The organism is Amazonocrinis nigriterrae CENA67 (assembly GCF_016056305.1).
GTDB classification, from domain to species: domain Bacteria; phylum Cyanobacteriota; class Cyanobacteriia; order Cyanobacteriales; family Nostocaceae; genus Amazonocrinis; species Amazonocrinis nigriterrae.
Window position 1 is genome coordinate 104,862 of the sequence record NZ_JAECZC010000102.1, and the last position, 25,648, is coordinate 130,509.

Consider the following 25,648-nt stretch of genomic DNA (forward strand, 5'->3'; position numbering starts at 1 on the left):
CCCCCTGAGTTGTAAAGTAACTCAGGGGGTTTTATCATTCTGTCAAAGTTGCGTAAGTTCTGAAAACCTGCTTCCCACCAGATTTAAATTCCACGACTTCCGCCTTTTTGGCTGTGTCCTTGCTAGTTGGATTACCCTCAGCATCTTGATAGTAAATGATGCTGTAGTCTCCGCCATTGGGAGTGGCTTGATCAATGCGTTCTTGGGTGATACTATCCGCCAAAGTTTTCATCCTCCAGTATTTGCTTCATTACTTGATAGCGCAATGGTGATTTTTCTTTGAGTAAATCTGGCGACGTGTGATACATTCTTGCAGTTTCCGCAAAATCTTCAGCGCGGCTATTCCTGCCGTAGCTGCTAGGATGATCGCCATCTTTGATAGCAGCTTGAATGTAATTAGAGCTTTCAGGTGGGGCTGTAGCGCCATATCTACCCGTAGCTAAATTATGCCCCATTTCGTGGATCAAAGTTCCACGATCACTGCTTCCTCCATTGTAATAAACTACGCTGCCATTGCCACCAGTAGCGGCACTCTTAAAGTCTTTTATGTTATACGTTTTTTCCCAATATTTATCGTCTCTATTGCGCTGCGAACTGAAATAAACATCTGATGTGTAGCGAGTTAGAGATTTAGGCAAAGGGTCGTTCTCTTCAACGTCTAGGCTGATTGCTTTAATGAGCGGATGATTTTTATCCAGCGATCCTGTGCTGTGATAGCGAACACCTTCATGCTCCACAGACCACATATCCTCAGATTCACTCATACCGTGATGTAATTGCGGTTGAGGGTCTTTGTAGGATTTTTTCAATTCCTGTGTCACAAGTTTATCTCGCTGCCGAATGTATTCAATTTCTTTGGCTAATAATGCTTGTTCAGCATCTATAAATCTTTTTTGCTCAGCGCGGGTTTGAGTTTTTCTTTCTACAATCTTAGTGGCAAGTATTGCTTTGGCTGCATCATATTCTTTTCGTAAAGCGTCAGTCTGCTCTTGGTATTGACCCCTTAATTTCTTGATTTTCTCTCTCAATCCACCGCTTTCTGCCTTTACCTTTGTCCTCGCCTTGGTTTTTTGAGGTTTTGAGCTTGAGCCTTCTGCCTTTACCTTTGTCCTCACCTGAGCAATCTTTTTCTTGGTGGGAGCATCTGCATTTTTTCTACAGGTTTTTTTGGCGGAGATACACGAGCCACCGCAGGCAATGCCCTTTGTACAGTTACTGGCTTTTTTTTGAGCGACGAAATCCAGTGACGCTCGATGACTCGCACTTCGCAAGCTATCAGCAAATTCTTCTACATCACTTGGATTGACAAGGCTGTAGCTAATTTCATCGTCAGGCGCGATCGCAAACTTAAATCGCTTGGTCAGCTTAGAATCAACTCTATCCTCAAAGATGCCAGAGAAACTGTCATTTGCGTTTAACTGGGCTTGAGGTATAGCAGTAATACCGTCTTGGTACTGGGTTTCAAGGATGTCCCGCAGTTCTAATAGAAGTTGAGGATCGGTGATTTTCGTGCTGTCGTTTTCTGCAAACTCAATGGCACGATCGCACAGCAGCCGCGTGACATATAACCCAACTATCTTGTATTCATGTTCGGCGAACTGTAGCGACATCAAAGGAAACCAAGAGATTACGCCTCTAAGGTTCCCGCCTCCTGAACTACCTCAAATCTGCCAAGCGCTTCGGTTGCCATCATTGCCTGTGTCATTATTTCTGTGAGGTCGGTGGTATCCAGTTTGGGGAAGAGTTCAAATAGGCGATCGCGTGCCTCCTCGAAACTTTCCGATTCCTGCACCAATCCCCTGATCTGTTCGATCCAGTCAGTGATGATAGGTGCAGAACGCTCCTGCAACTGAGTCGCATAAAGGTCAGCGCCATCCTTCTCGGTTTCTGCGAAGTTGGTAGCAATGGGGAGGCTTCGGGAAGTGGAGAGGGAAACAGGAGTACGCTTGTACTGCTCTAGACTTTCGACGGTGACTTCCTGAACGCCTCCTAGATAATCGATAGGCATTTCGGCTAAATACGCATCCCTGGCGGTTTTCAGGTTTGCATAGCCAATCAGCATCTTGAATTCGTCGAAATCCCCATCCTCTGGGGAGATCTGCGATATCTGAAAAATGCGATCACTCCCCTCTGGCTCATCTAGCAGCAAGCCAGGATAGATGTAGCAATCAAGCGCCTCGTCGTCATTTCCCGAATAGCCACGAATATGGCCGTAAGCTGATCGCAATTTCTTAGAATGCTTGCGACCAGGGAACCTTACCTGACCTGGCAAAAACTCCACGCCGATAGATAACCCCTGCCACTTCAGCACCCGGTCGATGATGCTGCCAAAATCAACTGACTCTGACATATCAGCAGTATCTTCTCCCCCTGCTCCCCTGCTCCCCTGCACCCCTGCTCCTCCCTGTACACCCGAATTAGTCAGGAATTGCTCGTCAGTTGCTTCGCCTCCACCCTGCTCGACTTCCTCGTAGTGGTCGCCGTAAATCTCGGTTACAGATTCCTTCTTCAACTTGAAGCCCATATCAAATAGGGTTTTGTCACGCTGACTTCGCCCATTCAAGTCCTCAGCTTCCTCGAAGTTGCGCCATAGGCGTGGCGGTTTGGCATCTGGCAGATTTAGCTGCACATCCCATTTAATCAGGGTGCGGTTGAGCGTGTCGCTAAGCAAATCCGAGTCTGCTTTGGTTAGTTCCTTTCTCACTTCATTGTGAGTGTTGGCGGCTGCATAGCTTCCCCTGCTGCCAATTTCAGTGGTGAGAGTTTCCCCCAGTACAGTTTTGCTGATTTCCCCATCCATGTACTTGGCAAGGGATTCATAGCAATTGATGCTGCCAGAGCGGGAAGCTTCCAAGAGCATGATTTCCAAGTCGTCGGGAATTGCCACGCCGGCATCGGTGGCGATCGCTTCTAATGCCTCAAGCAGCGTACTTTTTTGCTCTTTAGTGGCTCCCCGCTTGTATTTGCCAATCGCGGTGGGAGATGCGAATTTATCAACGAATTGCAACCAGAATTTAATTCCTTGCTTTTTGAAGAACACATTCCACCAGAGTGTACGCCCCAATCCCATACCATAAGGGTTATCGTCAGTAGCGCCGCAAATGTGGGTGAAAAATTTCTTAGGGTAAAGCTTGGTCACAGCTTCCCCATCAATCATGTCTTCTAAGGTCAAAAGCCGCAGTTCCCATTTTCCCGCTTCGTTGATGGCGAAGTTAAACCGCTGTTGGCTCCTGGCTTTAACTTGACTGGGGTAAAATTCCTTACCATCGTTCTGCCACAATATCTCTGCCGGCTTGAAACCTTTGAGGATAGCATCAAGCAAGTTGTAACAAGTCCTATCAAAACCAGTGGCTAGCAAATCGTCATCATCCGCCCTGGATGCCAAGCTTTGTAGGTGATATTTCACCATATCCGCCGCTTTCTGGTCGATCTTGTCTTTTGAGGCAGGTTCGACCGACCATTCACGAGCAATTACGGCTAAATATCGCTTTTGCAACACCGAGAAACAATGACCATCTTTGAGCAGATCGTCGTAAGCTTTGTACTCTCCTTTTCCTCGCCCCTGGAGAACTTCGTCAGGATTAAGCAGGCGCGAACCCAGCAGTAGCAAGTAGGGATCGCGCTTGACTGAAGCGATTTCTGTGTTGAAATTGCGGGGGAGTGAGGGCATTTAAGGAAAAAGGCTGGTAGCTCGCCAGTCCACATAAGGAAATGAAAATCATCCAACTTTGCGCTAGGGTTCCCTATCTGGCGGAATCCGCCAGATAGGAAAGGCTTGTTGCTAGAGGGTAACCATAAATTCCATACTGAGGGCGGATAAATCTGCCATCTAAATAGCCACGGTTCAGTGCTTTGTAAATACTATCCGTTGCTTGCTGCCTTGTTCTCCCAATACATTCGTTTGAGAGTATTTCGTTTACTATATCTCCGGCTTTAAAAGACAACCCTCGTTTCTCTTGTAAGAAATATTCGACTGACTGCATGATAGTCAGACCTTCGTAGTTAGGATTTACCGGGTATTCGTGCTTGCGACGATTTTTGTTAATAACAAGTCCAGGTTCTTTGAGAATAAATTTTTTTGGCAATACTGGTCTAAAATTATCCTCAATAAAGTAAGATTCAGGCTGGGCATTGCCTCTCTTCCAAAATCCTAAATTCAAGCCATTAGCCAGGCGACTATTCAACTGTCGTTTAATCATTTCATATTCAGTATCACTAAGAGCGCGTCCAATTAGTTCGTTAGCAATAAACCTGGTATGACAAATTTTGCCCAAATGCTCTTGCAACAGTTTTTGAATAGCACCATTTAAAGTGAGTCCTTGGTATTTAGTGCATAAATAAATTTCTTTGCCTAGCACTTCTGCTTCAGTGAGTTTTGATTCCGAGTTTGGTTCATCAAGTATTGCGTTTATATGAGCCAGTTTATAACTAAGAAGTTCATTTTCTTTTTGTAATCGAGAAATTGCTTGTTTATTAGACTTGATTAAATTTTCACAACGCTCTTTGAGATAAGCAATTTCTTTGAATGATTGATCAATGGAATGGGTCATTTTATAGATATAAGCTACTTCAATAGTTTGCCCCTAATAGTCCTTTAACCTTGACCCAACACGATAACTCTTACCCACGCTTTCAAATTCAACCACGCCACCGGCGCCGTTGTACCCCAGCACTGTGGCATCGCCGACGTTGGGCGAACGGTGCAGGCGTTGCACGGTTTTTTTCTTATCCTCAATTTTGATTTTGCCTGTAGTGGTTTCTTCGTAGTAGGTTCCGGCTAGATCCTCCATGAGCATTTCTTCAATTTCGCCGAGGGGTGCGATCGCAATCTCCTCGTTCCTAAACCCTTCACGCAACATCCAGTACTGTTCGGCTTTGAGATTGGCATAGAGGTTATTTTCATCCGCAGCTTCACCCCAGTGTGTACCATCGCCTGGGTAATCACCCTCTAGTAACTTGGATAAAGCGCCAGAACCAACACCGATAATATCCACGTTGATCCGTCCCGGCTTTTCATCTATCACCTTTGCGCCAAGGGCTGCTGCTCTACCGACATCCAAGCGATCGCCTTTGGTAGGTTGAGTCGCAGCTGCGTACAGCACGGGCCCCCGCCAGCTAGCTGTGGCGTGGTCATCTCCCCCATCTCCTACGTCTAAACCGTGTCGCCAGTGGTGATGTTCTGCTGCAAAGTCCCATTTTTGCGGGTCAGCGTCGTAACGAGCGCGCGCCTGGAGAAACCATGAGCGCGGGACGATAGATTGCTCACTATCAACTGGGAATAATCCCTCAACGCGGGATTGCCAAAATGCCGATGATTCGCCTTTTTTGCGGACTTTTTCAATCCAGGCAATTGAGATAGCGCCGGGGATAACATCGCGCTGACACCAGTCAGTCCACGCTGATTGTGGTAATACATCCCCTGTTACCGGGTCAACTATTGCAGCTGCGACATCTGGTTTTAGGCGATGAATGCCATCGGCGTGCTGCTCGTAAGCCCAAGCAACATTAATGTGACTCCAAGCTGAAATCCGGTTGTGTTGACGAGCGCAGGCTTTTTCAAAGGGAGTACCGCCGACTATGGGGTTGCCGATTCTTAGTCCTCGGTTATCGGAACCCGTTAAACAGCTGGCAAAGCCGTCGTCAATTTCTTCGGTGATGCCGCACGCTTCATCTTGAATGAGTAGTAATTTTTCAGCGTGTTTGCCCTGGAAACTGTTGCTGTCGTAATTGCGGGCAGTGAAACCATAGGCGCGGGCAGACTCGGAAAACTTTAAAAATAGCTCTCCTCTCTCCCCACCTAGTTTTACTTTGTTCTTGTCGTAGAGCTTACGGACTTCTGACCAAAGTATTTGCTTGACTTGGGATTCAGTAGGAGCTGTGGAAATAGCAAGTCCACCAACAGCGAACACCCACCACAGAACAACACAAGCGGAGATGAAACTATTGTGTTCCCAAAAGTTTGTCAAATAGTGATGATGTTCTGGCACTTCGATCGCTACTGTTAGATCGGGATTGTCTAGCTTGCGTATACTTTCAACCTTTTCCCAAATAGTGCCGCCAGGAGCATTCTGATTTCTCCATTTTGGAATTTTATCTGACTGGGCTTTTTTGGCTCTTTCCACAACTGCTGCAACGGCGTCTTCTTTGCCAAAAATCCCTATCCGATCGGCAAATTTTAGCTGCATCTGACTAGAGTAAATTCCTAGACACCATGCATTGACTGTATTCCTTTGGGAAACGCTTGCAATTATTCCAAACCGTAATAGTAAGCGTTGCACCTGCTCAACCAATTCCCGCGAGACACTACAAAAACCAATCTCTGCCCTGCCTAATGTGCGTTTCCCGTGCGGTTTGCTTATACAAGCCCAGCCATCGGTTGCGAATAATCTCGATAAGAACAAGGCTAGTTGGTGCTTTGGAAGTTCAAAGATGGCATCTGGAATAACCTTTTCGTAGGAATCCTTGCCCATTAAACCATGTTGATTAAGCATGATTGTCACGGGATTGGGCTTTACTCCATTGCGTTTTGCTCCAACTTTAATACCTTGCTGTTCCTTCATTTGTCGGATAGCGTCAGCCTTCTGTGCTTCCAATAAGCTGATGTCCACGAATTGCGGATTGATACCAGTTTCAGCGACTTTTAATTTTAAAATTTCTAACGCCCTATTTTGATTACCTCTGCCGGAACCTCTGATTCTCTCTAACGCTGACAACTTGAGGCATTCGTCAAAAAGTTTGTATAACTCAAACTGAGAAATGCTTATATAGCCCTTGCCGTAAAAAGTTACTGGCTTGATACCCAGCATCCTCAGTCTTCCATACAGGGTGTTATTTTCGTGTCCTATTAGTTGCTTTAGTCTGGATGTCGAGATGTGGCGATCGCACGAAAAGTCACCTTGCTCAAATAATCCGAATGTGAGCTTACCCTGTTTGGTGTGACGAGAGCCAATTGGATTAGTGATAGCATAGCCGTACTTGCTTCTGGGTATCAACACACAACCCATTGCTTCAACACACTGCCTCAATTCTTCTAGTATTTTGCCTTCTTTTTGTGTAAAGACTGGTGTCGGTGTCGTCAGTCCACCATCGCCAATGAGGTACGCCATGAGCTTGATTTCATGTTCCGGCAATTCCTTGTCACCAAAGATAGGTATTTCATTTGGGACTGCACAAAGTAGCGCGTGTTTTCTTCTTTGGTCTACTTTCCAGTCTTTAGGCGTGAATTTTGATGTTTCGTAATTTGGGGGATGTGTTAGCCAAGCTTGCATCTGCTCTACTGTTGTCCAGCCCTTGGAATCGATTATTGGATGCCCACCGTCACGGCTCCATTTAATTGCTGTCCACAAAGGATGATTGCCATTTCTAATAATTCTTCTACCCGACTCTGTTGCGATCTCGTAGACAGGTTCCATCTTGTTCCACTCAGCTTTGGCTTGAACGCTTGTTATACAACCATTGTCGAGTGTAAGGACTTGAAAATTTCGTCCTACCAAAAACTTTGCAGAAACTTCAAGACCGCTTGACAAAAGGATTTTGTCGTTCTGAGCAACGCATTTACCAACACCGTGAGCAGCTTGGACATTTGTCTCTGCTCTATCTCTAACCGACTCTAGTATTTTGACCTGCTCAGAAGTGACTGTTGAGATGCCCAGTATTTCACAAACAAATTCGACTGGCTTGGCAGCATACTGGACAAAAGGAACCGCATCGTCCTCAGCAGCTTGAAGCCCAAGCGCGATCGCACATTCTTCGGCATACTCCCGCCGCCGCTTGTCGGCTACGCTCTCTTTTCCCACTTGTCTTTCAGCGCGTGAATAAAGTCTGTTGGGGAGATGCCAAGAGAAATCGCCATGTCAGCCAAGTCAGCAGCAGTCTTGGGAACGAGTTTGTTACGCAATTCAATTAATCGACACAATCCCGTGGCGATTCCGCCAATGCCGCGAGTGTCTTCTGCCCCACCACTAAGGATTGCTGAGAGGGATGCGATCGCATCATTGATAATTTCCACCTCGTCCATTTCTTGAGGTTGTCGGCGACGAGGGAGCAGGGGAGCAGGGGTAGCAATAACTGGAGGTGGTGTGATGGACTTGGCTTTTTTTAGCTCCTTCCACTTCTCGGAGGCAGCCTTGGCTTCAATAGTGCTTTTGCCAATTCCAAAACGTAAAGCTAAGGAAGCGTAAGTTTCACCGCCCGCCAGATAAACGTTTTTAATCTCCTCCCAAACCTTATCGTCAATCTCTTTGGGCATTACCCTAAAACCCTAAACTCAAACCCTAAAACACTCAACTTGTTCTTCTAGAGTTCCCTTGAAGTAAGGATTCAGGGTTTAGGGCAAAGCTAGAAAGTTGCTTATTGTATTGCTCCCACCCAATCAGTAAGCGCAAATATCTCTGTCAAATCCACGATCATAAGGTGGATCATTCGCCTGTACTGCTCATCCTCTTCTTCCATTGTGGGCTTGTCACCAACTTGAAGGAGCTTGAGATTGTCTTTGCGGAAAATCATTCTGTAAAAAGCCAGTTCAAATATCTCGGCTGCGATCGCTCTAGCTGCACGAGTCTTGAGAAACGCGATCGCCTCGGAAACTAACATTATCTGTATATCAGTATCAACTGTTTTCAGCCAGTCTAAAAATTTGTGCTGAACTTCTTGAGATGCCATACTTACATCGAAGCGAGATAAAGGATTTTCTTCTGATTTGAGGTTTTCTAAAATCATTCTCGCGCCACCTTGAAAGGTGGCTAAATCATATACCACATCCCAAAAGCTATCTATTACCTGCTTTTCAGCTTTTTTTGTGGTTTTGTTATCAAGTTTATTTATTTGCTTAAAAACTCTAAAAAAGCATCCTCTCATCTCTTTTTTGTCATAGCCAATGATCTCCAAGAATCGAGAATTATAAACTTTTAGCCTTTGTTCTCGGTTAATCGATTGGAATTTATTTATATAACTTTGATTTATTTGATTATTGAAATTAATACATGATTCATCTGCAAGTCCTTTGAAGTGAGCAAAGGATGGACTAATTTCGGCACTTTTTACTAATACTATTTGCTTTGATTTCGGAGCCAGTCTAGCGTGTTCGGTGCGCTTAGTAGCGCCAATTAAGTAAACTGGCTCACCGCATTTTGGGCATCTTAATTGCCAATTTGCGTAATCACGATAACTGCAATCAACAGCATCAATAATGATGCCATACAGAAGACTCTTAGCGTACCGCATGATTATCAGCTGGACAAGACAATCCCTGGACTAACATAGCGATAATTATCTCCTGATTAATCTTTTCCTCCAAGCACTCACCCAATTCCCCAAGGTGCGATCGCCCGCCAATTTCCCCCCACCTTTGGCGGAACAAACGCACATCTAGCAATAAACGAATCAAGCAAGAGACTTCGCTATCTAAGGCGCTGAACTCTTGCAAGAGATGAGCTAAGCACTCATCACTTAATGAGTGTAAATAAATACTTGACATTAGTTTTTAAAATATTTTCTTAATACTTTTTTAACAATCTCTACGCTTGATGTAGAGAGTAGAAATACAATAGCACTCAAGAAAATTATTGCGTAGAAATACACAGTTTATTCAAAATATCTTTACTTATAGATTGACTGATATCACCTAAAGTCCGAAAATACTTTCGATGGTCTTCGGGGGTCTTCGGGGGTGGATAAAAAGCAAGCTGCTGAATTTTTGGGTGTCTCGACGCGCACCATTGAAAATTACGCCAAGGAAGGAAAGATAAGTGTTACTTATATTCCAGACAAAAATGGTAAGCGGGCTGAATATAAGGAATCAGAGCTTCAACGCCTAAAGGAAGAATTGCAAACGCCGATACATCGCTCAGTTGTTGCCCCGAACGGTATTGAAATAGCTGATTCGGAGGTGTTTGGGGGTCTAGCTAAGCTGCCATCGACAAGGATAGCGGAGCTATTAGAAGCGATTAGCCAAGCTCAAGGGGTGGCGCTGCTGTGGAATAAGCTAGTCTGGGATTTGGATGAAGCCGCCACTGCTAGCGGATATTCGCGTTACAGACTGCGGAGCGCGATCGCACTTGGGGCGCTCAAAGCCAAGAAGGTGGGTAGGGGCTGGAAGGTTCGTCCCCAGGACTTGCGAGAGTATACTAATTGGTTATTTGGTGATGATAATGAAGAAGCAGATCAAAATCGCAACCGAATGGCAGGAATACGGAACTAAGGTACTCCCCCCCCCAACTGCTCCCAGATTCAACTGCAAGAAACAAGACGCGCATTCTACGCCGGCGTTGTTTCCGCGCTGCACATTATGAGTAAAATTGGCGAAGATGACTGCACAGAGGAAGAGGGAGCAACGATTCTAGAAGGATTACAGCAAGAGTGTGAGCAATTCTTTTCTCAGATTGGAACAAGGTATTAGCTGAAATTACAATTTTCTCGATTAAAAGCCTAAATACTTACTGCTAGAATCTTCCGGGTTGCTCTCTAGATAAACATTAGTCACACTAATGTTGCTGTGGCCCAAAGTATCCCGCACCAGATGAATTGGCGCTCCTTTGGTTAAGGAATGTTGTGCGTGTGCGTGGCGTAGCCAGTGGCAGCTGATCTTGGGGTCGAGGTTGGCTAATTTTGCAGCTTCTTTGATAATCAAATGCACCATTGTGCGGTCGATTTTTTTGTCCCTGACCGATAAGAATACTGGGGTGTCAGATAAGTAGTCGGCCCTTAGTGCTTCTACCTCCATCCAAACTGATAACGGCACTAAGACTACTCGTTGCTTATCACCTTTGCCTAAAATTGAAACTTGAACTTCTCCTGAATCGCGCTCAACAAAATCGCACCACCTCAAATTACAGACTTCACTGACTCGCATACCAGTAGCATAAAGAAGCTTAAGTAGAGCGCGATCACGTGCCGACAGTTCAGGATGATTGATTAATTTCAGTACCTCTATCTGCTTCAGTATCCTGCCAGATAAAAGACGGTTTCCCTTGGGAATGCGAAGCGCGGCGGCGACATTGAAGCGAGTGTAGTTGAGCTTGGTGGCGAAGGTAAAAAGCGATTTGATGGCGTTGAGTTTGCGGCGGATGGAAGAGGGCTTTAAATCCTGTTCGTCAAGACTGGTACTGTAAGCTTGCAATTCCTCCAGCGTGACTTGCTGCAAGGGTTTGCCTACAAATTCAAAAAAATTATCCACATCCCGCCTGTAAGCTTCTTGGGTGGAGTCTGGGCGGTTGTGCAACCACATTTCGATGAGGGTTTGGTCGGGATTTTGTTTACTGAGTTTGCCCAAAGGATTGTAAAACTGAGCCTACAGCCCTAGATTTCCCGGACTTGAAACCCTTGATTTTGCCACCATTCGACATAAGTGCAGTTATGTTTTTATGTTTTAAGTTATAACTAACAAATTAGATGACACTAGCATTAAACTCATAGGTCAAAAGCGCCATTTCACCGTATGTGGCGCTTTTTTATTGGGAACCCTAGCGAGGTAGTTTTCCCTTGTACAACGATGACTTCACCCCCAACCCCGAAAGAAGATTCGCGTATTGGCAAGGGATACTCATATCTATTTGCCAGCGTCCTAACTGCCTTACTTGTAGGGCAAACGATAGATATTTCTTTTAAAACTGATAAATCTGGCGACTTTGCGATCACGCTCCAAACTCGTGAAATTAATCTGCAAATCTTCTACCCGTGCGTCGGGTTGATTGCTGGAATTTTAGGGCTTCCCACAGATGCGATCGCGCTATCACTAGGTAAATTTTTATCTAAGGGACGTGAATAATGTGGGATGGCTTAGACAGCTACAGCGCTGGATTCGACGCTTATTCACAAAATCTAGAAAGCAACACGCACCTACAATCCTCAAGCGGTGGTATGGAAAAAATTGTGCTGTATTGCGACTTGAAAGAACAACCGCAGGTGGAATCGCCACCTACAGAGTTGTTTCTATTTATGGACGCGACTATCTCATCACACTCGACTATTTACCCGATCTACACGGCGAAGTGGTTGGCGAATTCAACGGCATCATTATCAAACTTGGATCACTGGATTATCCATCTAATCCTGCGACTCATCGCTTTGCAGTCTTTCGCCTGGGGAGCAATGGCAGCAGTTGTCCTGTTGGGGTTTGGGATGTGGACTTGGAAGGATTTACACCCAAGTACTCGCTACGAGAACTTGCACCGCGCCGCGCTGTGGCAGGTGTCGCCCTACAATGCCTCAAAATTCCCAACAGCAGTAAAACTCCATCGCTAAGCTGGGAAAGCCAGATGGGGCGTGTAGACTGGTTGGGATTGCTTGAAGAAAAAATCAGGGCGGAATTATCAAATCCAAATCATAGTCTGAGAGCTTGCGTAATCACAGGTGGAAATCTAGCCTAAAGCTTACATTCACCACCATGAAACTTCCTCACTTACTACTCGCGATCGCCATTCTCAAGCAGCAGCAAGCTGACCAAATAGCCAATCGTGAAACCAAGCCTTCGAGTCGGTAGGCAATAAGTAACCTACTGATAATTCAAAATTCCCTAACTCTTCAGACTCAGAAGCGATTTGCACCGCTTCATCCAAATCGCAAATATCCAATCGTGCCAACTCCTCCATGCCCTGCCACAACAGGGCATTTGTTTGAGCTTGGGTCAACTTCAACAATTTCTGTACTTCCTTGGGCTGCTTGCCTTGCAGATATACCAGATTAATTGCTGGGTTGTCCAGAGATGCGATCGCGTCTTTGAGCTTCTCTAGTATCTCTTCACTTCTGTTTTGAGGCGATTCACAGCCAACTAGAGTATCGCCCAGCGTCAAATCGTCTGTGTCGTCGAGTTTGGAATCCAAGCTCCAGATATATTTTTGGCTTTGAGAAGCTGCTTGAGCTTCTTTAACCTCAGCTTTGCTAATACCCAAAAATAATGCCACTTCTGCGTCACTAGGGTGGCGGCTTAGTTCATTAGATAGGGTGTTTCGTGCCTTCTTGATGTGGCTATTCATCTCATGCAAACCGCGTGGGATGCGTACTGGGGATGCCTTATCTCGCAAAAAGTGTTGGATTTCGCCTTTGATATAGGGTAGGGCAAATGAGGTGAAATATTTTTGATTGGGATTGTAGCGTTCCACTGCCTTAATCAAGCCCATTGTCGCCAGTTCAAACAAATCTTGGTAGCCAATATTACAGCTATCTTTCATGCGATGCGCCACTTTCCGCGCTAGCCCGATATTGAGTTCTACTAATAGGTTACGCAGCGTCAGATTGCGAGTTTCGTAAAACAGTTCAAATATCTCTTTCATGTTCCCACCCCCAGCTATTAGTCCGTTATGGCGTATCGATAAAGACTGGGTTAAGGATACAAGTACTGAGTTTACAAAAACTTTAAATTTATTGGGTTAGAGGAAAATACTGGGAATGGGGAATGGGTAATGGGTAATGGGCATTTAGTTACTTCTCCCTCATCTCCCCACCCCCATCCCCCATTTCCCCTGCCTCTATCTGGCGGAATCCGCCAGATAGAACCTAAATCGGTTTGATAAATAGATCCGCTTCAGCCAGCCGTCGCCTTTTCAAACCCTGCTCAACACTCGATCCTGGGTTTCTGTATTTTACGAATACTTCTTTGGCTAAAGCCCAATTCTTGGTCTTGAGCATAGTGGTAATGCTATTAAAGTTGGGCGAACCGTAGAAAGTCGCACCCAAATTATAGCCAAAGCTGAGCAACGCGCCTTGTTGGTTGATGTTGAGTTCGCCCCAGCAAGGGATTTTTTGCAGCTGCGGTAGGTAGTTATTTTCTAGTTGGTGTAGCAGCAATTCATCAGCTTGTTGTTGGGTGATGCGATCGCCTAATTTCCATTCGCCACCATCCAGTTTACGAGTACATCCCCAACCGATAGTGATTGGCTTGTTGCCCGTGAGGGGATCGGGGTAAGCAGATAAATAGCAGCCTTCAAATTGTTTAATTAGTTCGACACCTGAAAGGGGTAGTTTGGTCATAAGTGTGTTTTAAGCTTACCGTTCCACCCCATTTGCGCTACACTTCATCTCCCTTTTTTTGGAGACGAGTAGCGATCACTTCTACTAAATATTGCTCTAAAGATTTGCCACTAGCAGCAGCCTGCAACCTTAATTCATCAAAATGCTTATCTTGATTTCGCATCGCGTAAGTCTCTAGTGCAGTGGCGATTACGCCACTAAGATTTTTTTTGGTGGCAATGGACGCAGCCACCAGCTTGATATACAGCGATGCAGGCATCTCAGAAGTAGTCAACCTTTTGCGCTGAATTTCTTCTAAAATACCGACTTTTTCTAACTCCTCAATTAACCTTTCTATGTCCATGCTTGCAATTGATCCTAATTTTGATGCATCATAGCATCAAAGGAGATGCCCCTGGCGCTGACGACACCAGAGGACTTCCCGGCCTGTAACTACGAAAATGCCTACAGGAGGGCAACATTATTATGACCGATGACGTTCTCCCCTTGATGCACCCAAGGGAATTTCTTTCGCAATTTCCCCTTACCTACAGGGAGCTTGCGAAATATTTGGGCGTAACAATTGACGCTGTACAAAATTGGATGGGCGATCGCGCACGACCGTCTAAGCAAACCCAAAGACAGGTCGCAGACTTCGCGGCCAGACTTAAAGAGAACCCTGACTTGAGAAAAACTGTATTAGCTACAGAATGTGATGAGTAATCTGTAATAACTACATAATCAACTATTGCCCGCTTTAGTGCGGGTTTTTTATTGTGTGTATAGCGATGTTAATGCACAGTGAACGCACAGTAAATGCTTAGTGATAAGCACTTTATTAGTAGGTTGTTATCGCACTGATAACACGCTGTGAACAGCTTCAAAATTTTGACTATTAACTACGTAATGAACAAGGAATGGAGACAAGAACTTTTTAAAACCAAATCAGAGAAAACAGAGCTAAATCCCTTGGGTTTTCCCATGTCACAAGCCAAAGGATTGCGAATTTTGGATATTTGTCACACAACCTGGACGCGATGGGAAAAACTAGCCATGAGCATTCCAGAGTATGAATTTGTACAAATGCAATTAGACGCGATGGCAGACGTTACAGGTGGAATTACCCCAAAAGTTCCTTACCAGATTTGGGTCATTGGCAAGATAGGTGAAATTTTTACCGAACTGCCGCATGGACTGCCCAAAAAAGGAATGGCCAAGGAGTATTTGAACCGAGACAAAGAACAGTACACGCGCTCTTGCTATGAAGAGGAACAGGCGCGGTATGCAATTAAAGCATTGGAGGCAGCAACAAGTGTTTAGCAAAGACGAATTATTTCAGTATTTCAAAGACTTCTCCCCAGAACAGGTATTGGGTGCGATCGCGCAGCTAGCGGCTAAAGACAACAGCATCAATCCTAATGCTGAAAGTTTCCCCAGTAGCATAGTTGATCAATTAAAAGCCATACTCAAGCCTGTATCTATTAAAAAGGGTGCTAAGCAGCTTGCACCCGTTGAGAAGAATGTGGTAGCCGAAATTCAAAATGAAGAAGAGACGATTTCGCGCCAAGAATTGCTGCAATATTTCGACAAGTACGAGCCAGCAAAAATTGATGAAGCGCTCTTGCGGCTGGGTCAAGATCCAAGCCAGAAAAATTATCCTCTGGTTATCGCAGACAGGCTAGACCGTGCATTCATGCTGATTGAATCAGCACTAGCCAAGCAAGAGGAAGCAGGTTTGACGGGTGATTTAGCTCAATTGCAAAATTTAGCTTTTGAGATGGCATCCAGCCAAACCGATATCCCGCAACAGATATTTGCTGAACTGATAGAAGTTGTGACTGGGAAGGCCATTGTTCAGGGTGCAGTGCTAGGCAAGCTCAGCAATTTAATTACCGAGCAGGTGTATCAAGATACAACCGCAGATTTCCTAGCTAACAAAATTGACGCTACAGGCGCTGATATAGCTGCCTTGTATGAAATCTTGCAAGATCCCCAAAAACGGAATCAGATTTTGCAGCAGCACGGGCTGAAGACGGATACAGAACGCCAAGCCGAAACTTTAGTCCAAGCGACGAGTTCCACGGCAGAATTTGACCCAGATGCATTTTTGAAGGAGACAGAAGCAAAAAAGTTTGGACAGGAGCCAACCAATGGCAGCAAGTTCCGACCGAAGACTTCCAAGGATATCCAGAAGATGAGTCTCGCTATTTTGACCGAGCTTCAGAAATTTTAGATACTTTAGACAATTCTGAATTCATGAAATTCTTACGCCGCCGACCCGTCTACGCTTGGGGCTTCGCTGGATTATGCGTTTGCCTTGCCTTTTCATACCCAAATCTCAAAGCCAACTGGGAAGGCATGAGCAAACTGCAAACTCAAACCCGCATCAACACCCAACAAGCTTGGGAATTGAAAGCCTCTCAGCAAGCTACAGACAAACAAGCTGCGATCGCAGAAGACAGGTACAACAAAGGCTGTTTGTTTGTAGTCACAAGCCGCAGCAATCAACAGACGGCATTAACAGCAGGTGAACCAGTCATGGACAAAGCCCGCAACACGCCGCTCCAGCCTGGAGCAATAGTGTGTGATGTATTTGGTACGACTGGCAAGATTGTGCCTTCTGAAAATGGGCCAGTCGTAAGCGAGATTGCTTTCACTGGAGACAGCAGTGTAGTTGATGCAGCTTATGCCAAACGTAATCGCAGTAAATCAGCCAATTTACCTCCACGACAATAGTATGGAAGCCGAAATAAAAAATGCTATCGGACTTGGTTCACCGCAGCTAACACCGGAGCCGACAGCACAAGTTCTAGAAATTCAAAAACCAGAAGTGACAATCTATGATTTTGGCCGCCTGATGGACGAAAGTGAACCAGTCCGAAACCACAAAAATCGCAGATATGAACAATAACAATAGACAGCGCCGATCATCGCCCAATTCAATTGCCCGAAAGTGGGTGCGGTTTGTATTTTGGATAGCCATTGGGGTGGCTATACCGTTTGCGTATTTCAATATCTTGCCGTATACCCAAGCCGTGAGATTCCTACTTGGTAAAAGCGCAGATACTGGGTTTAGTCAGTTGATTTCTATCTTGCCTGTTATCGGGTGGATTGCTAATTCAATTGGTGCAGGTATTCACTGGATTATCGGTGCATTGGTGTGGGGACTACTGCAACTAGTCGAGCTATTCCCAATCATTTTGAAATACGATCACAAGTTCATGGGCAGCGTGATTCGGGATGCGGAATCTGCAACTAAGTTTGAGATTCGAGAGGATGATCCGCCAACGCTGCAAGCCCTAAAAAGGTGGTATAACAAGTTTCCTTATGTCACCTTTGAGAGAGCTTTGATATATGCTGCGATCGCCTACTTGATCGATTTTTGTATCAGTTTCTTCACCTACACTCCCATCAAAGGCAATTTATTCGATTTTGGATTCATTATTTTAAGTGGGCAGTTTGATCAACTTGATTGGTCAAACCTAGCAAGTCTAGTGACTACGATGTTTGTGATTGAGGTGATTGTTGTGATTCTGCTCTGGTTGGATAGAATCACATACTATATGAAAATTGCCCACAGCAATACTGCACAATACCGCGACAGATGAAGAAAGGCACGGTGTATCTGGTGAACGCCAAAGGCACAAACAGATACAAAATCGGGTATACCAATAGGCGGATTGAGGAGCGTCTAGCAGAACTCAGTGGTGGGCAAAGTCCTTTTCCGCTAGTGGTTACAAAAACCATCTTGGTGGAAGATGCCCACACTGTAGAACTAGGATTCCATCACAAGTTTGCAGATTGTCGTAAGTATGGCGAATGGTTTGAATTTGATGGCGATCGCCTAAAAGAAGTCTGCAAACTTATGGATGAAGCCGCCAAACACCAGGGAGAGGGAATCTCTTTTTTAGCACCACTGGCAGTAGCTCTAACACTCCTACTCGGCTACTGCCACCAATACCAACCCCCAACAAAAATCACACCAATTATGCAGAAAAAATGAGCGCCTTCAACCCACTACCAAGCTCTCGACAATTAACACCACAAGAATGGCAAAGTATTGCGATTGATTCGTTAAATAGCAATGCTCAATTTGTAATTGTCGGTAGCGTGGTCGGTGGGATAATCGCGGCTTCCGTAACAGCCTTTCCACCAACATTTTTTGTGATTGCTGGCTGTGGCATTTATGAAGGTTTTCGCCGCATTAAAGAAGTTGGCAGAAACCATAAAGCCATCACAACCTACAATTGTGTGGCACACGTTTTATCAGGAGACGACCTGCGTGATTACTGTTATCAAGTTGGCTATCAAGAAGCTGTCCGACAAGTCAGATGGGCGATACAACATGAGTATGTTGTTTCTGATGATGCACTTGATTTAGCTGAATCGCCTGGAAAGTTCATGTTGAGCGCGGCGGCTCCAGCGCCATTACCAGCAGGACAAAACTATTCTGCACCTACTGTAATTACTCCAGTACCAGCACCTACTGTAACTGCGCCATTACCAGTTCAAAACTATTCTGCACCTGCTGTAATTACCGCACCACCGCCAGTAATTGAATATCCTACGCCTACTATCCAAACTCAAATCAGCAACTATGCGCCGCCTGTTTCCGCCGAGATAAACTTAATCGAAGCGATGGTAGGGAGAGAGATCAGAAATCAACTATTCGTCGGTATTCAAGGTGCTGGTAAGGGTGTATTTGTCAGCAATGCGCTGGCAGGTATTCGCAAATATCACCCCCGGCGCAAAATCTTTGTGATTGACCCAAAGGGGAAAGATGAAGAACTGGGTTACTGGGAGAACCATGCTGACTATCTTCACCGAGCCAAGATATTAGAAATGCAACCACATGAGGTGGTGGCATGGATTCAGGAGTGCTTTGAGGAATACGCCAAGATTCCAGGTGAGTGCTTGCTATTTCTAGATGAAGGCATAGCTGTTTCCTCTTCCTTCAAAGCCCAAAGAGGCGCGATTTCTTGGTTAAAAAACAAGGTTTCACACTTCGTTTCTTTGGGTGATGGCGATGGCAAGAATTTCTGGATGGCCATTCAAAATGGTGATGCTGTTGATTTGGGTATTTCCGGAGGTATGCGTAGTCAGCTAAACCCGTACGTCATTATCAATCCCAAGCAGATGGCTGCTTATGAAAGTGTTATTAACTTAGAGCTACTACCCAGAGATAAAAAACCAAGCTCAGAAGAAATTACCGCGATCGCAAGCCGATCACCTGTAGGGAGAGCCTTATATCACGGCGCCCTCAATGAATGGATGCCAATGCAAAAATTGGAGAATTTCTCTGGCTTTGACCGTGACACCCGTACCTTTATTAAAGGTAGTAACACTGCCACAATTGCACCACCAACTGGGCAAGTTGCAGCTTTATTTAAAAAGCTAGAAGCGACTCAAGAAACAGTTTTGGCTAGGTTTATCGCTTACGAACTAGGAATACTTGGCGAAAAACACGAACAAATGAAACAGCGGATTGCAGAAGCTATCAACCAGCACGGTAGAAAGGACTTACAACGCAAATTTGTAGATATATGACGTTAAACAAAACAATCTTGAATCGCGTGTCCAAGAATTAGACAAAATCGTTACCAAAAATAATATTTGGCATTCAATCAATGAATGCCAAATATACTAGAAACTCATAGGATTTGTTGAAGAAGGCAGGTATGCAGGAGGCAGAGGGCAGAAGGTTCTTTTCAGAAGGGGATTCAAACCCCTCCTGAAAAGGAGCCACCTTTCTTGAAATTTGGTGGGGGTCTTAAACCCTTGCTCCCTCCGGTCGCGCAGATGGTTCGGGCACTCAGGAGAAGGGATAAATCCATAAAAGCCTTCTGCCCTCTGCCCTCTGCCTTTCTTGATAAACTTCCATCAAGCGGCGTGGCCGCTTGATGGAAGTTTATCAAGAAATACTCCTATATTTTGTAGGCGTTGCTATTGCTCAAGTCTTCCATAGTCAATTCCTTCTAAAAACTTTAATTGCCCTGGCGTGATTTGATGCTCAAACACACCAGGACGAAACCTGTCGCGCCACACATTAGCAGGGCAGAAATTAATTCCTGCATTGGTGGCGCATTGTTCATCTTCTGGTCTGTCGCCTACCATCCAAGCTTCGCCAACTTCCACCAAACAGCTTTCTAAGTTGTGAAGAATCATTCCTGGATCTGGCTTGCGATAAGTTCCCACAAATTGCGGGAGTTCTTGACTCACGTTAGAAGCACTCAACTGCAATATTTTCCAACACTCCCGTCCCTCAAAATCGGGACAGAAATAAACTGAAAGCAACTCAGGTATTAACTGCATGGTAAATTGCATCTCAGCGATCGCATCAGTGAGTTCTTTGTAATACTTGCCAGTTTTCGGATTAATTGATGAGCAACCGCCCTGATTTGATACGCCGATAATTGTCCATCCATTGTTGTGATAGTGAGTCACAGCTTTGTCGGCACCTTCTATCACTTTCACATCTTGCGGGTTCTGCTTGAAAGTTTCGCCACTGATAGTTTCAGTCAATGTGCCGTCGATGTCTACAAAGAGAAATTTTATCATTGCAATAATCTCACTAAAAAACTTCAACTTATTACTGTATTTGGAAACTGCCTCATTTTTAAATCTTCTGGGAATTCAGCAATATCGCCACCTTTGCGATCGCTATACCCAAAAGCCAAACCTGGCATAACGCAGCAATTGCTTCCCAGTTGTTTGACAAATACGGGAATCTCCGCCTCTTGACATTGGCGGGCAGCAGACCTTATCCAATCAATACTACAAGGCCGCGCACCAGGGCCAGATTCACCACCGATAATCGCCCAACTTAAATCTGAATAAAAGCGCTTGTCTTTACACTTAAAACATTGTTTACGCCCTGCCACGCCTAAACGCGGCCCTGTACGTTTTTCATACCACAGTTGTTCACCTTGGCATTCTGGGCATATGAGCCACTCACTTAAATCAATCGCTTCAAGCAATGGTTCGCATGATAAAAAGCGTGCAGCAGCAGGTATTTGTAATAGTGTTGGTATGCGTTTATTAGCCATTGCTTGATTCTCGACAGTCGTACCAATCCAACAATTTTTCAAAGGCAGGGAGACAACAGGATGCTCTCTTGTGTAGGGTGTTCTCCCTGCTCTCAAAATTTCGTAGGCTTGGTAGTCAATAAAGGCAAACCTGTTCTCACGAGTCAAGTATTGCAGCGCACGATGAGGCCTTTTCGTAAGGATCTGAAAAGTGTGCTGTGGGCAAAGTGAAGCCACGGCTAGCACTTTATCAATCCATTCATCAGGCACATTTTCATGGAATAAATCGCTCATTGAGCAGACGAATATGCGCTTAGGCTTTTTCCATCTCAATGGCTTGAGTAATTGGCTTTCTACGAACTCCACTGTTCCATCCCAGTCTTTCACCTTCTGGTATTGGGGGAACTGCTGAAGTCGTGCGGATTTTGCTGCGGTAGCAGCATAGCATCGCTCACAGCCAGGACTTATGCGTGAACAACCAACTATCAAATTCCAAGTTTCGTCAGTCCATTGAATGGTGGTCATATCTCACTTTATCTACACTTTTTTTCAAGTCTTTACCAAAAACTACAAGTTCGTCCTCGTTTTTGGCGTACAAGTCTGGCAGCTCATAGGCTACGCCAGTCAACTCTTCGTATTGATTGGCTAGCTCCAGAATGCGCGATCGCAGCCTATCAGCTCGTGATGGAGGCAAAGTTTTAGGCTCCTGTGATACTTCTACAATTTCAGCGTCAATTATGGAGGTATCGCCCTTGAGTAGTCCCAAAACGGCGTTTTGTGATACAGGTAGTTGTCTAAATTTTAGCTCCTCCATTAATTGCCAACATCTATACAACTCCATCCAGGTTGGATCAATTTGCAAAGTCAGTGCCCAAATAATTCTGTCAGTTTTTTTGCCTGTGCGGACATAGTTGTTATCTTTGTCCGTAATTGGCTGCTTAATTTTGACTTGAGTCCGCGACAAAATAAACGGGATTTTGTGACGGTATTGGTGAGCAGGAAAAGGCGATCGCGTCAGTGACCCAATCAATTCTTTGTACTCTTCAAGCTTGGTATTGAGGTAAGTCAGATCCTCAAATCCATGAACTGTGATGCGTGCTGGCAACATCATGTCACGGTCTAGGAGTTCACGAATATAAAAGTAAAATTGTCCTTCTTTGACGCACCTATTTGGACAATCCCCTGTAAAACCCTTGTCCCTCATAGGACAGACTTCTTCAACATCTACCAATGGACGCCAAACATTACCCTTGCCGTCTTTAGTGGGAATGCAGCGCTTGGTGATGGTGTGGCGATCGCACACCAATTCAAGTCCTGAAGTTGTATGAGCTTTCATTGAACAGTTGAAAGTTTTCTCAACTTCATCGAAAGGTAAATAAATATTGAGTGCTTCGGTGTAAAAATCACCGTTGTTATCAGGCTCTGAGTAGCGCTTTAAAATTGTCTTAGCGACATTGTTGGTAGTAGTAATCCGCAGTTTATTTGCTAAATCTTTACCTGCGGTTTTTTCACCTTTGCGTCCACCTTTGAAAACTGAAATCTCAATGCGACCAAGGCAATTAAATTCTTTGCGTTGGTCGGTTAGTCCTCTAATTGGCATTCTCCAAACACCCCATCGCTTCAGATAAGTAGTGCAGAACATCACCCAAATGAGTTTTCATTTCTGGATCGGCATTTGGGCGATCGCACAACCACCTCCATTCTTCGGACTGAGCAATTTTTTCTATCTCTACATAACACCGATTAAAAACTCCTTGAAATTCTGCGATTTTTGCACTATCAACTGGATTCGCTTCTCTGATTTCGCCCAGTTGAATGAGGAGTTTATCAAAAAAAGTTTCGGTACTTCCATCACACAGGTGACTGTCTATCCCGCTTCGCAACGCCCAACCATTGCCCCAAACAATAATTTTAAAATGCTGATTTGCGTACTGAAATTCGGCGCTAGTCGAATGTATTCCGTCGGTCTTAAATTGAACATTCAGAGCTTCTTGTAATTCTGGCGGGATGACTTTATCGAATTTAGAACGAAATTGAGTGATCGCATCCTCTATCCATTTTTGCTCTTGGCGCTGCTTTTCTTCTTGTTCCGCTCTGAGCTTGGCTTGGTGCTTGGTGTAGACTTTGGTAATTAGTTCCTCTAACATGGTTTACCTCTTGTAAAAACTGGTCTATGTTTTGGCGCAACATCTTTAAGTCAAACGCTGCATCATCGCCTACTTCATCAATCAATTCAAGTTCATTGTTGATTTGATTACAGATGTTTAAGCACTGAGTAAAGTCGGGGATGTTGTCATCATCCCAAGCCAGAATAATTGGCTCGATGATGTCTTGATAAAGCTTTTGCATTCGCTTGATTGTGTCATCCCCTCTTAATTCTCTGTGGAATTCAGAGGGGTGATAGGGCCTGCCGTTGTGGTCAAATTTTCTCATATTGTTTTGGGTGGGTAGTGCCCACCCATTACCCTCACGCTGCTACCAATTCCATACTTTCGGCTGGCTGATACTGCCTTAGCAGCTCCCACTCCTCACGGGTAAGCTCGTCAAAGGGTTTGTCTAGCAGTTCTTCAGGGCTTGGCGTGGTTGCGATGATTTGTTCTAATCGTTGTTTTAGAAATATCTCGACTGCTATTTGGTGTTTACACCTTACTGAGCGGTAGTGGCAGTCAGGGCACTCGCAGCGCTCCGACGATTCGGCGTGATTTGGACGCACTACATAATGATGTCCATTCTCACAGTTACGAACTACAAACTCATCACCGTGTTGCTCAAGCACTTCAATAGCTTGAGCGCGTTCAGAGCGCATAGCACATTGTTGTCTGTACGTTTCTGCTAAATCAATAGTCGCCTGCTGTGGTGTACAGAATTTGGCTTGCGACAATGGATGTGTCCAGTAACAAGTCCAATCCATCCGAATCTGACTTATCGCGTTGTTTTCGTCATACACGTCCCATATAACGGCGTAATCATCACCACCGACTTGGGAGCAACGCAAGAGGAATTCGCCAATGAAATAGCTGTCGCCAACTTTTGGCAAGTTATTGGGCTGTTCGTCGTGAAATAAATAGTCGTCGGTTTGTTCTTGGGCTTCTGGTTCGTCTGCCGCTTGCTGTGGCTTGGCAGCTACCACTTCGCCATAAGTCATCAACTCAATGCGTTCTACAGGAAAACGCAGGTCATCATAACCATCATTAACAATCACCATGCTTTGATCGTTGTATCCTTTGATGGTTAAAAAATTTCCTACACTAGCGTACGAGAATGTATAACCTTGGGCAGCGGCTTCTTCTACAGTGAACGGGTTTTCCTTTGTTGGCATGACTTTAGGCGCATCTGTCACCTTTTCTATCTGGCGGATTCCGCCAGATAGCTTTTCAGTTTTAGCGGACTGATACTCGGTAATTGCCTTAATCCAATTGTCTTTGCTGCGCTTGTCACCCTCTGGTGTTACGCCCAGTTGACGAGCAATTTTTTTGATTTCGTCTAACTTAAGTTCTTGGAGGTATTGAGCAGTGTAGAGTTGGTGTGTCATAATTTTTTTGCCTGTACTTTAGTTGTTAAGGTTCCAAGGGTGCGGATTGCTGATGTTTGCGAGACGGGCGATTCGCCTAACCTTGGATTAATGAGCTTTATCACCAGCTTTTTCTAGAAACTGGACAACTTCTCGATAATCGCTTTTTGTGTATGCCCAGCAAGATAGGGCATCAAGTAGGTCACTGAAGGAGTAGCCTTGCTTTTCTAGAATGTCCATCAGTTTGGCGATGAACTTGGCGAGCGCCTCGGCACGGCACTCCTCTAGGGCAGAGGTAACAGTTTTCTCGAATTCAGAAGTCATAAGTTTTCAAGGTGCTGAGTAGGGCAATTCACCGCTATTCAAGCGGTGAAGAGCGTTTTTCTAGGGGGCTTCGGCTTCAAGTTTGTCGATTCGTTTGAGAGTGGCTTGCACTCTCGTGATGATTTCCTCGGCTTTTTGTCTGTCTGCGGCTGCTTGCTGTTGCTTGGCTTTGGTTTCTTGTAGTAGCTGCTTGTAGTTCATGGTGGTGGTTCGCTTGCGTTGATAAATTTATGTTAGTACGTGGTTAGCACATTTGTCAATATCTGTTAGTACAAAGTTTTTGCGAGGATATTAGCTTTCAGGTGTGAAGATGCTATCTTGGTTAGTACAATTGAGCAAACTAGGCAGGTAAATATGGCAGAAGAAGCTAGGTTGACCATACGTATCAACCCAGACAAGAGAAAGGCACTCAAAGCCAAAGCCGAAGCAGAGGGCAAAAATACAACCGAAGTTTTAACGGAGTTTATTGATCAATATCTCGGCATAAAACAACTCCATAACCCGCTTGAGCAACGTGTTACCAGACTTGAAAAAATCGTTGAGGAACATCTGGGGGAATCAGCCGCCTGAGAGAAGAAAACGAATCTCTCAGGCAGATAAAAGAAAAAGTGATTGACGCAGTTTTAAAGGAAAAACCCGCCAGCGACTAGGCGGGTTTTGTGTTTTGTTGTTTTGTTGTGCTAACTAAGGCATGACGTTATACTAACAAATAAGTGATCGCTTTTGGGGTCAACAAAAGCGATCGCCACAAGTCATTAGTTAACTTGTCTTCACAAATGACAAATGACAAATGACTAAAAACGCGATCGCTCTTGGTGGCAGATAGCACCTGCCTTCAAAAATC

At 44.9% G+C, this 25,648-nt stretch carries 32 protein-coding genes; 12 read left to right on the forward strand and 20 right to left on the reverse strand.

The genetic code is table 11. The annotated features are described in order from the left end of the window. Positions 1-34 precede the first annotated feature (34 nt). The 8 genes from I8748_RS31820 to I8748_RS31855 form a co-directional block, all read right to left on the reverse strand. Positions 35-223, reverse strand: a complete 189-nt coding sequence (locus tag I8748_RS31820) for a hypothetical protein (protein WP_214662838.1) — start codon at positions 221-223, stop codon at positions 35-37. Then, positions 213-1,610 (reverse strand): hypothetical protein, encoded by a 1,398-nt coding sequence (locus I8748_RS31825; RefSeq protein ID WP_198128467.1) that lies wholly within the window; start codon positions 1,608-1,610, stop codon positions 213-215. Before I8748_RS31825 ends, I8748_RS31820 begins: the two co-directional genes overlap by 11 nt. A 17-nt stretch (positions 1,611-1,627) precedes the next feature. Next, the gene (locus tag I8748_RS31830) at positions 1,628-3,670 is read right to left on the reverse strand and encodes a DUF935 domain-containing protein (protein WP_198128468.1); all 2,043 of its coding nucleotides are present in this window, start codon (positions 3,668-3,670) and stop codon (positions 1,628-1,630) included. 73 nt (positions 3,671-3,743) lie between these two features. After that, positions 3,744-4,550, reverse strand: a complete 807-nt coding sequence (locus I8748_RS31835) for a hypothetical protein (RefSeq protein ID WP_198128469.1) — start codon at positions 4,548-4,550, stop codon at positions 3,744-3,746. Between the two features lie 33 nt (positions 4,551-4,583). Next, positions 4,584-7,796: an LAGLIDADG family homing endonuclease gene (locus I8748_RS36180; RefSeq protein ID WP_198128470.1), complete on the reverse strand. Its 3,213-nt coding sequence runs from the start codon at positions 7,794-7,796 to the stop codon at positions 4,584-4,586. Then, positions 7,778-8,248 carry a hypothetical protein gene (locus I8748_RS31845; RefSeq protein ID WP_198128471.1) on the reverse strand — a complete coding sequence of 157 codons (471 nt, stop codon included), beginning with the start codon at positions 8,246-8,248 and terminating at the stop codon, positions 7,778-7,780. Before I8748_RS31845 ends, I8748_RS36180 begins: the two co-directional genes overlap by 19 nt. 101 nt (positions 8,249-8,349) lie before the next feature. Next, complete coding sequence (locus tag I8748_RS31850) at positions 8,350-9,222, reverse strand: hypothetical protein (RefSeq protein WP_198128472.1); 873 nt, start codon at positions 9,220-9,222, stop codon at positions 8,350-8,352. Further along, on the reverse strand, positions 9,209-9,475 hold the full coding sequence (locus tag I8748_RS31855) for a hypothetical protein (protein ID WP_198128473.1): 267 nt from the start codon (positions 9,473-9,475) through the stop codon (positions 9,209-9,211). The genes I8748_RS31850 and I8748_RS31855 overlap by 14 nt, the downstream gene beginning before the upstream one ends. A gap of 192 nt (positions 9,476-9,667) precedes the next feature. On the opposite strand from I8748_RS31855, the gene I8748_RS31860 reads away from it, so the two are divergent. Continuing rightward, entirely contained in the window at positions 9,668-10,198 is a 531-nt protein-coding gene (locus I8748_RS31860; RefSeq protein ID WP_198128474.1) for a helix-turn-helix domain-containing protein, read from the forward strand. A 219-nt stretch (positions 10,199-10,417) separates the two neighbouring features. On the opposite strand, the gene I8748_RS31865 is transcribed toward I8748_RS31860, so the two are convergent. Further along, positions 10,418-11,269: a tyrosine-type recombinase/integrase gene (locus tag I8748_RS31865; RefSeq protein WP_198128475.1), complete on the reverse strand. Its 852-nt coding sequence runs from the start codon at positions 11,267-11,269 to the stop codon at positions 10,418-10,420. 219 nt (positions 11,270-11,488) lie between these two features. On the opposite strand from I8748_RS31865, the gene I8748_RS31870 reads away from it, so the two are divergent. Both I8748_RS31870 and I8748_RS31875 read left to right on the forward strand, forming a co-directional pair. After that, positions 11,489-11,764: a hypothetical protein gene (locus I8748_RS31870; RefSeq protein ID WP_198128476.1), complete on the forward strand. Its 276-nt coding sequence runs from the start codon at positions 11,489-11,491 to the stop codon at positions 11,762-11,764. Position 11,765: 1 nt separating this feature from the next. Then, entirely contained in the window at positions 11,766-12,365 is a 600-nt protein-coding gene (locus tag I8748_RS31875; RefSeq protein ID WP_198128477.1) for a hypothetical protein, read from the forward strand. Positions 12,366-12,419: 54 nt separating this feature from the next. Here I8748_RS31875 and I8748_RS31880 read toward each other — a convergent pair whose 3' ends face one another. The 3 genes from I8748_RS31880 to I8748_RS31890 form a co-directional block, all read right to left on the reverse strand. After that, positions 12,420-13,268 carry a sigma-70 family RNA polymerase sigma factor gene (locus tag I8748_RS31880; protein WP_198128478.1) on the reverse strand — a complete coding sequence of 283 codons (849 nt, stop codon included), beginning with the start codon at positions 13,266-13,268 and terminating at the stop codon, positions 12,420-12,422. 223 nt (positions 13,269-13,491) lie between these two features. Continuing rightward, the gene (locus I8748_RS31885) at positions 13,492-13,965 is read right to left on the reverse strand and encodes a lysozyme (RefSeq protein ID WP_198128479.1); all 474 of its coding nucleotides are present in this window, start codon (positions 13,963-13,965) and stop codon (positions 13,492-13,494) included. A gap of 37 nt (positions 13,966-14,002) precedes the next feature. Continuing rightward, positions 14,003-14,308 (reverse strand): hypothetical protein, encoded by a 306-nt coding sequence (locus I8748_RS31890; RefSeq protein WP_198128480.1) that lies wholly within the window; start codon positions 14,306-14,308, stop codon positions 14,003-14,005. Between the two features lie 122 nt (positions 14,309-14,430). On the opposite strand from I8748_RS31890, the gene I8748_RS31895 reads away from it, so the two are divergent. From I8748_RS31895 to I8748_RS31930, 8 genes are all read left to right on the forward strand, one after another. Beyond that, positions 14,431-14,667 carry a helix-turn-helix domain-containing protein gene (locus I8748_RS31895; protein ID WP_198128481.1) on the forward strand — a complete coding sequence of 79 codons (237 nt, stop codon included), beginning with the start codon at positions 14,431-14,433 and terminating at the stop codon, positions 14,665-14,667. A 183-nt stretch (positions 14,668-14,850) separates the two neighbouring features. Beyond that, positions 14,851-15,264: a hypothetical protein gene (locus tag I8748_RS31900; RefSeq protein ID WP_198128482.1), complete on the forward strand. Its 414-nt coding sequence runs from the start codon at positions 14,851-14,853 to the stop codon at positions 15,262-15,264. Beyond that, positions 15,227-16,177, forward strand: a complete 951-nt coding sequence (locus I8748_RS31905; protein ID WP_198128483.1) for a hypothetical protein — start codon at positions 15,227-15,229, stop codon at positions 16,175-16,177. Before I8748_RS31900 ends, I8748_RS31905 begins: the two co-directional genes overlap by 38 nt. A gap of 23 nt (positions 16,178-16,200) precedes the next feature. Continuing rightward, the gene (locus I8748_RS31910; RefSeq protein ID WP_198128484.1) at positions 16,201-16,680 is read left to right on the forward strand and encodes a hypothetical protein; all 480 of its coding nucleotides are present in this window, start codon (positions 16,201-16,203) and stop codon (positions 16,678-16,680) included. Between the two features lies 1 nt (position 16,681). Beyond that, positions 16,682-16,855 (forward strand): hypothetical protein, encoded by a 174-nt coding sequence (locus I8748_RS31915; RefSeq protein WP_198128485.1) that lies wholly within the window; start codon positions 16,682-16,684, stop codon positions 16,853-16,855. After that, positions 16,845-17,552, forward strand: coding sequence for a hypothetical protein (locus tag I8748_RS31920; protein WP_198128486.1), 708 nt, complete (start codon positions 16,845-16,847; stop codon positions 17,550-17,552). The genes I8748_RS31915 and I8748_RS31920 overlap by 11 nt, the downstream gene beginning before the upstream one ends. Next, positions 17,549-17,947, forward strand: a complete 399-nt coding sequence (locus tag I8748_RS31925) for a GIY-YIG nuclease family protein (protein WP_198128487.1) — start codon at positions 17,549-17,551, stop codon at positions 17,945-17,947. Before I8748_RS31920 ends, I8748_RS31925 begins: the two co-directional genes overlap by 4 nt. Continuing rightward, the gene (locus I8748_RS31930; RefSeq protein ID WP_198128488.1) at positions 17,944-19,491 is read left to right on the forward strand and encodes a hypothetical protein; all 1,548 of its coding nucleotides are present in this window, start codon (positions 17,944-17,946) and stop codon (positions 19,489-19,491) included. Before I8748_RS31925 ends, I8748_RS31930 begins: the two co-directional genes overlap by 4 nt. Before the next feature lie 396 nt (positions 19,492-19,887). On the opposite strand, the gene I8748_RS31935 is transcribed toward I8748_RS31930, so the two are convergent. From I8748_RS31935 to I8748_RS31965, 7 genes are all read right to left on the reverse strand, one after another. Next, complete coding sequence (locus I8748_RS31935) at positions 19,888-20,502, reverse strand: HAD hydrolase-like protein (RefSeq protein WP_198128489.1); 615 nt, start codon at positions 20,500-20,502, stop codon at positions 19,888-19,890. 23 nt (positions 20,503-20,525) lie between these two features. After that, positions 20,526-21,494, reverse strand: a complete 969-nt coding sequence (locus I8748_RS31940; RefSeq protein WP_198128490.1) for a DUF5131 family protein — start codon at positions 21,492-21,494, stop codon at positions 20,526-20,528. Continuing rightward, positions 21,472-22,569, reverse strand: coding sequence for a hypothetical protein (locus tag I8748_RS31945; protein ID WP_198128491.1), 1,098 nt, complete (start codon positions 22,567-22,569; stop codon positions 21,472-21,474). Before I8748_RS31945 ends, I8748_RS31940 begins: the two co-directional genes overlap by 23 nt. After that, positions 22,559-23,116, reverse strand: coding sequence for a hypothetical protein (locus I8748_RS34775; protein ID WP_214662839.1), 558 nt, complete (start codon positions 23,114-23,116; stop codon positions 22,559-22,561). The genes I8748_RS31945 and I8748_RS34775 overlap by 11 nt, the downstream gene beginning before the upstream one ends. A gap of 320 nt (positions 23,117-23,436) precedes the next feature. Further along, positions 23,437-24,501 carry a hypothetical protein gene (locus I8748_RS31955; protein ID WP_198128492.1) on the reverse strand — a complete coding sequence of 355 codons (1,065 nt, stop codon included), beginning with the start codon at positions 24,499-24,501 and terminating at the stop codon, positions 23,437-23,439. Between the two features lie 87 nt (positions 24,502-24,588). Beyond that, positions 24,589-24,804, reverse strand: coding sequence for a hypothetical protein (locus tag I8748_RS31960; RefSeq protein ID WP_198128493.1), 216 nt, complete (start codon positions 24,802-24,804; stop codon positions 24,589-24,591). Positions 24,805-24,864: 60 nt separating this feature from the next. Continuing rightward, on the reverse strand, positions 24,865-25,005 hold the full coding sequence (locus I8748_RS31965; RefSeq protein ID WP_198128494.1) for a hypothetical protein: 141 nt from the start codon (positions 25,003-25,005) through the stop codon (positions 24,865-24,867). Positions 25,006-25,158: 153 nt separating this feature from the next. Here I8748_RS31965 and I8748_RS31970 point away from each other — a divergent pair, with 153 nt between their 5' ends. Then, positions 25,159-25,374: a hypothetical protein gene (locus I8748_RS31970; protein ID WP_214662840.1), complete on the forward strand. Its 216-nt coding sequence runs from the start codon at positions 25,159-25,161 to the stop codon at positions 25,372-25,374. A 127-nt stretch (positions 25,375-25,501) separates the two neighbouring features. Here the strand turns inward: I8748_RS31970 and I8748_RS35920 are convergent, their stop codons facing one another. Next, the gene (locus I8748_RS35920; protein WP_263977117.1) at positions 25,502-25,633 is read right to left on the reverse strand and encodes a hypothetical protein; all 132 of its coding nucleotides are present in this window, start codon (positions 25,631-25,633) and stop codon (positions 25,502-25,504) included. Positions 25,634-25,648 lie beyond the last annotated feature (15 nt).

Bases quoted from the DNA above. Each gene is read 5' to 3' on its own strand.
- I8748_RS31825 (WP_198128467.1), bottom strand. From the start codon at position 1,610: ATGTCGCTACAGTTCGCCGAACATGAATACAAGATAGTTGGGTTATAT.
- I8748_RS31830 (WP_198128468.1), bottom strand. From the start codon at position 3,670: ATGCCCTCACTCCCCCGCAATTTCAACACAGAAATCGCTTCAGTCAAG.
- I8748_RS31835 (WP_198128469.1), bottom strand. From the start codon at position 4,550: ATGACCCATTCCATTGATCAATCATTCAAAGAAATTGCTTATCTCAAA.
- I8748_RS31845 (WP_198128471.1), bottom strand. From the start codon at position 8,248: ATGCCCAAAGAGATTGACGATAAGGTTTGGGAGGAGATTAAAAACGTT.
- I8748_RS31850 (WP_198128472.1), bottom strand. From the start codon at position 9,222: ATGCGGTACGCTAAGAGTCTTCTGTATGGCATCATTATTGATGCTGTT.
- I8748_RS31855 (WP_198128473.1), bottom strand. From the start codon at position 9,475: ATGTCAAGTATTTATTTACACTCATTAAGTGATGAGTGCTTAGCTCAT.
- I8748_RS31870 (WP_198128476.1), top strand. From the start codon at position 11,489: ATGACTTCACCCCCAACCCCGAAAGAAGATTCGCGTATTGGCAAGGGA.
- I8748_RS31880 (WP_198128478.1), bottom strand. From the start codon at position 13,268: ATGAAAGAGATATTTGAACTGTTTTACGAAACTCGCAATCTGACGCTG.
- I8748_RS31885 (WP_198128479.1), bottom strand. From the start codon at position 13,965: ATGACCAAACTACCCCTTTCAGGTGTCGAACTAATTAAACAATTTGAA.
- I8748_RS31890 (WP_198128480.1), bottom strand. From the start codon at position 14,308: ATGGACATAGAAAGGTTAATTGAGGAGTTAGAAAAAGTCGGTATTTTA.
- I8748_RS31895 (WP_198128481.1), top strand. From the start codon at position 14,431: ATGACCGATGACGTTCTCCCCTTGATGCACCCAAGGGAATTTCTTTCG.
- I8748_RS31900 (WP_198128482.1), top strand. From the start codon at position 14,851: ATGAACAAGGAATGGAGACAAGAACTTTTTAAAACCAAATCAGAGAAA.
- I8748_RS31905 (WP_198128483.1), top strand. From the start codon at position 15,227: ATGCAATTAAAGCATTGGAGGCAGCAACAAGTGTTTAGCAAAGACGAA.
- I8748_RS31910 (WP_198128484.1), top strand. From the start codon at position 16,201: ATGAAATTCTTACGCCGCCGACCCGTCTACGCTTGGGGCTTCGCTGGA.
- I8748_RS31915 (WP_198128485.1), top strand. From the start codon at position 16,682: ATGGAAGCCGAAATAAAAAATGCTATCGGACTTGGTTCACCGCAGCTA.
- I8748_RS31920 (WP_198128486.1), top strand. From the start codon at position 16,845: ATGAACAATAACAATAGACAGCGCCGATCATCGCCCAATTCAATTGCC.
- I8748_RS31925 (WP_198128487.1), top strand. From the start codon at position 17,549: ATGAAGAAAGGCACGGTGTATCTGGTGAACGCCAAAGGCACAAACAGA.
- I8748_RS31930 (WP_198128488.1), top strand. From the start codon at position 17,944: ATGAGCGCCTTCAACCCACTACCAAGCTCTCGACAATTAACACCACAA.
- I8748_RS31935 (WP_198128489.1), bottom strand. From the start codon at position 20,502: ATGATAAAATTTCTCTTTGTAGACATCGACGGCACATTGACTGAAACT.
- I8748_RS31940 (WP_198128490.1), bottom strand. From the start codon at position 21,494: ATGACCACCATTCAATGGACTGACGAAACTTGGAATTTGATAGTTGGT.
- I8748_RS31945 (WP_198128491.1), bottom strand. From the start codon at position 22,569: ATGCCAATTAGAGGACTAACCGACCAACGCAAAGAATTTAATTGCCTT.
- I8748_RS34775 (WP_214662839.1), bottom strand. From the start codon at position 23,116: ATGTTAGAGGAACTAATTACCAAAGTCTACACCAAGCACCAAGCCAAG.
- I8748_RS31955 (WP_198128492.1), bottom strand. From the start codon at position 24,501: ATGACACACCAACTCTACACTGCTCAATACCTCCAAGAACTTAAGTTA.
- I8748_RS31960 (WP_198128493.1), bottom strand. From the start codon at position 24,804: ATGACTTCTGAATTCGAGAAAACTGTTACCTCTGCCCTAGAGGAGTGC.
- I8748_RS31965 (WP_198128494.1), bottom strand. From the start codon at position 25,005: ATGAACTACAAGCAGCTACTACAAGAAACCAAAGCCAAGCAACAGCAA.
- I8748_RS31970 (WP_214662840.1), top strand. From the start codon at position 25,159: ATGGCAGAAGAAGCTAGGTTGACCATACGTATCAACCCAGACAAGAGA.